Origin of the sequence: Sutterella sp. (genome assembly GCF_052272535.1) — a bacterium.
Lineage (GTDB): Bacteria > Pseudomonadota > Gammaproteobacteria > Burkholderiales > Burkholderiaceae_F > Sutterella.
Window position 1 is genome coordinate 1 of record NZ_DAVZJY010000200.1, and the last position, 4,311, is coordinate 4,311.

Genomic DNA, 4,311 nt, shown 5'->3' on the forward strand with positions numbered 1-4,311 from the left:
GAAGGCGAGTTTTTTTATGTGCATGATGATTGTCCCGGCCCGCGGCGGGATGCGCCCTCTCGGCGCCCCTCCCGAGCAATCCGGATGATCCTTTCGAGATGATGCCGCTAGCCTAGGCCTCACCCCGCTCCCTGCCTATGGGCGGAACTGCCTAAGCTTTAGGGTGTTGCGCCCACCTGCGCCGAGTTCGATCAAGAAAGTCTTCCGGCGCGGGATGCTGCTTCGCACTCCGGTCGAGCACCGGCCCAAACACCTACAACAAAGAGACTGTCCGCTGTACGATCGCTCCCTTTGCTCATGCCGTCTCAACCTCTTCCTCTTGGCCGTTCCGACTTCGCAACACTTCGAACCCGGGGCGCCGTCTACGTCGACAAGACCCATCTTGTCTGCCGTCTTGCAGAAAAGGACTATCAATTCTTTCTCTCCCGTCCACGCCGCTTCGGGAAGTCGCTTCTGCTCTCCACCTTTGCCTCGCTCTTTCGGGATGGTCTCAAGCATTTTCACGGCCTTGCGGCCGAATCCATCTGGCAAGACCGCACTTATCCGGTCGTGCATCTTGACTTTTCGATTCTCAAATCCTATCGCTCGCACGAAGAATTTACGCGGCAGCTCCAACTTCACCTTGCAGGAGGCTTTGGTCCCTGCGGGTTTAACGCCGAGGAGGTCTTTGGCGACGGCTTTATGTTCGCCCTGTGGAACTGGCTGCTCGTGCTTGCCGATGCCCCAATTGTCCTTCTCATTGACGAATACGACGCCCCGCTCACTTCATGCATCAATCGTCCGGAAGCATTTGACGACGTCAAATCCATCCTCAGTCAATTTTACGGCGTCATCAAATCTGCGGACAGAGCCTTTCGCTTTGTATTCATCACCGGAATTACAAAATTCCAAGGAGCAACGATATTCTCGGAACTGAACAATCTCCAAGATTTGACGTTGCGCAAAGAGTACGGAGAGTTGGTCGGTTACACGGAAGATGAAATTCGGCGGTATTTCCCCGACTACATCAAAAGATGTGCTTCCGTCATGAGATGCTCCGAAGAGGAGCTCCTCAAAGAACTCAAGACAAACTACGACGGTTACTGCTTCGAGGAAACATGCACCAAGCATGTTTTTGCACCTTGGTCCGTACTCAACTTTTTTGAAGACCCTCAAAGAGGCTTTGCACATTATTGGTATCTTTCCGGTGGACAGCCTGCCGTATTGCTTTCCTACCTGACCTCCCATACCCTCAGCAATCCGCAATATTACGATCAGCTCAAGGCCATCAGCATCGAAAGTCTCCTGAGTTCACAGAGTTATGAGTTCATGGAGGAGGATGCCCTTTTGGTCCAGACAGGCTATCTGACGCTGAAATCACGTGACGGAAACATTTTCAAGCTCGGGTACCCAAACAAAGAAGTCGCCACTGCCATGGCAATTCTTTATTCTGATGAATTATTGAGGAACACCCCCGTCACCAGATTGAAGTTCGCGAAGCTTCCACACATTATTGAAAGAGGCCGCATTGAGGAAATTGCAGAGCTATTCAACCTGGCTTTTGCAAGCATCGACTACAACCGATATCCTATTCGCGATGAAGCTTCGTGTCGGGCTTATCTGCATGTTCTGCTCCTCGGCGCCGCTCTGCTCACGCGCGTGGAAATGCACAGCGCGCTTGGGCGAAGCGACCTCGAAGCAGATGTAGGTTCCGTGCAGTGGGTGTTTGAAATCAAATTTGTTGCTCACGAAGCTCAGGCACCTCTGGCGCTTGAAGAAGCGCTCCGGCAGATGGAATCCCGTCGGTACGGCTGCAACAGTCTCTCGGAGCGGCTCATCAGACGGGCGGCGTTGGTGTTCAACGGCGAGGAGCGCAGGTTCACGCTCTACGAGGAGCAGCCGTCCGGGTGAACAAAGGCTCCGGCTCCGGGAAACTCTTCATTTTTCGCGTCTCACCTACTCCCGGCGGAATAGTCTTAAAAAGCGCTTGATTTCATCCGGGTTTTCTCGGATAGAATCCAAAAATCACCTTCGCCACCGACCTTGCGCGCCCCGCCCCGAACCGACACGCCCACCGGCTGAGGCTTTGGGGCAGCGGCTGCTTGAAGGGAAGGCGGCTTCTTTCCCCCATTTCGACAGGAATCGCTCACCCATGCTGCTCGAACACATTCTGAAGCCTCGTGCCGTCGCCGTCGTCGGCGCCTCCACCCGTCCCCACACCATTGGTTCGGACCTCCTGAAGCGCCTCATGGAATACGGCTACAAGGGCGGGATCTACCCGGTGAATCCGAAGGGCGGTGAAATCGAGGGCCTCACGGCCTACAAGTCGGTGGACGAGCTCCCCGCCGGCGTCGACCTCGCCGTCCTCGTCGTAAACGCCAAGTTCGTGCTCGACACGGTGGACGCCTGCCACAGGAAGGGCATCAAGGGCCTCGTCGTGATCTCCGCGGGCTTCAAGGAAACCGGCGCCGAAGGCGCGGCCCTTGAGAAAGCGCTCCTCGAGCGCGTGCGCGCCTACGGCATGCGCATGGTGGGCCCGAACTGCCTCGGCGTCGTCAACACCAACCCGGACGTGCGCCTTGACGCGTGCTTCGCCGAGAGCCTTCCGGTGGCGGGCGACATCGGCTTCGTCTCTCAGTCGGGCGCCCTCGGCGGCGGCATCCTCAACATCCTCAAGGACCTCAACGTGGGCTTCGCGCAGTTCGTCTCGATCGGCAACCAGGCCGACGTGAACGCCGAGACCGCGCTCGAGTACTGGGAGAACGATCCGGACGTGAAGCAGATCCTCCTCTACATGGAGTCGATCCCCAATCCGGAGAACTTCCGCAGGCTCGCCACCCGCATCTCCAAGAAGAAGCCCATCGTGGCGCTCAAGGCCGGCCGCTCGGCGGCGGGCGCGTCGGCCGCCTCCTCGCACACAGGCTCGCTCGCGGGCGGCGACCGCGCCGCCGACGCCCTCCTGAAGCAGTCGGGCGTGATCCGCGAACTCTCGCTCTGCGACCTCTTCGCCACCGCGAAGGTCTTCTCCAACTGCCCGATCCCGAAGGGCGACCGCGTCGCGATCGTCACCAATTCCGGCGGTCCGGGCATCATGGCGACCGACGCCGTCTGCGAATACGGCATGCAGATGGCCCCGATCACCGACGAGACGAAGGCGAAGCTCCGCGAGTTCCTGCCGGCCGCCGCCTCGGTGAAGAACCCCGTGGACATGATCGCCTCGGCGCCGCTCGAGCACTACCGCAAGACCGTTGAGACGGTGCTCGCGGACCCGAACGTCGACATGGTGATGGTGATCTACCTGCCGTTCCTCGGCCTGAAGGACATCGACGTCGCCAAGGCGCTCATGGAGATCCGTGAAGCGCATCCCGAGAAGCCGCTCGTCGGCGTCTTCATGACGACGAACGAGTTCTTCACGACGCTCTCCAACATGAAGGTCACGGTGCCCTTCTACATGTATTCCGAGGACGCCGCCGACGCGCTGCGCCGCCTCAACGACCAGCGCCTCTGGATCGCCCGCCCCGAAGGCGTGGTGCCCGAACTCGTCGTCGATGAGGTGCGCACCCTCGCGATCTTCAAGGCCGCCGCCGCCGAGGGCCGCAGGGAGCTCACCACCCGCGAGTCGCTCGACGTCCTCGACGCCTGCGGCGTGCGCATCTGCCGCTCGGGCATGGCGCACTCCGAAGACGAGGCTGTGAAGATCGCCGAAACGACCGGCTACCCCGTCGTGATGAAGATGACCTCGAAGACCACGTCGCACAAGACGGACGTGGGCGGCGTGCGCGTCGGCATCGCCAATGAAGCGGAGCTGCGCGCCGAGTACCGCGACCTCGTCGCGAAGCTCGAGGCCCGCGGACTCCTCGACGGCCTCGAAGGCGTCCTCATCCAGGAGATGGTGAAGTCCAAGCGCGAGCTCGTCACCGGCATCGCCACCGACCCGCAGTTCGGCCCCATGGTGATGTTCGGTCTCGGCGGCGTCTTCGTCGAGGTTCTGAAGGACGTGGCCTTCCGCCTCGCCCCGCTCACCGACCAGGACGCGAAGGACCTGATCCACTCCGTCAAGTGCGTCAAGCTCCTTGAGGGCGCCCGCGGCTTCACCCCGGCGCAGATGGACAAGGTCGAGGAGACGCTGCTGCGCATCTCGCAGCTCGCCGCCCGCCACCGCTTCGTCAAGGAGCTCGACATCAACCCGCTGATGGTCTCGGACCGCGACGGCGAGCCGATCGCCGTGGACGCCCGCATCGCCATCGACCCGGAGGCCGTGCTCAAGCTCTAAGCGCCTGAGCCTGTCGGCCGCGGTCCTCCCCGCGGCCGAACTCCCAGAAGCGGCCCCGC

Annotated in this window: 2 protein-coding genes; both read left to right on the plus strand. The window is 60.6% G+C overall.

The genetic code is table 11. From position 1 onward, the window contains the following. The first annotated feature begins 297 nt into the window (after positions 1-297). The gene (locus tag ACT6Y9_RS09025) at positions 298-1,890 is read left to right on the plus strand and encodes an AAA family ATPase (RefSeq protein ID WP_443744287.1); all 1,593 of its coding nucleotides are present in this window, start codon (positions 298-300) and stop codon (positions 1,888-1,890) included. Positions 1,891-2,131: 241 nt separating this feature from the next. Then, a complete protein-coding gene (locus ACT6Y9_RS09030) occupies positions 2,132-4,252 on the plus strand; it encodes an acetate--CoA ligase family protein (RefSeq protein WP_443744288.1) in 2,121 nt (706 codons plus the stop codon). The last annotated feature ends 59 nt before the right edge of the window (positions 4,253-4,311 follow it).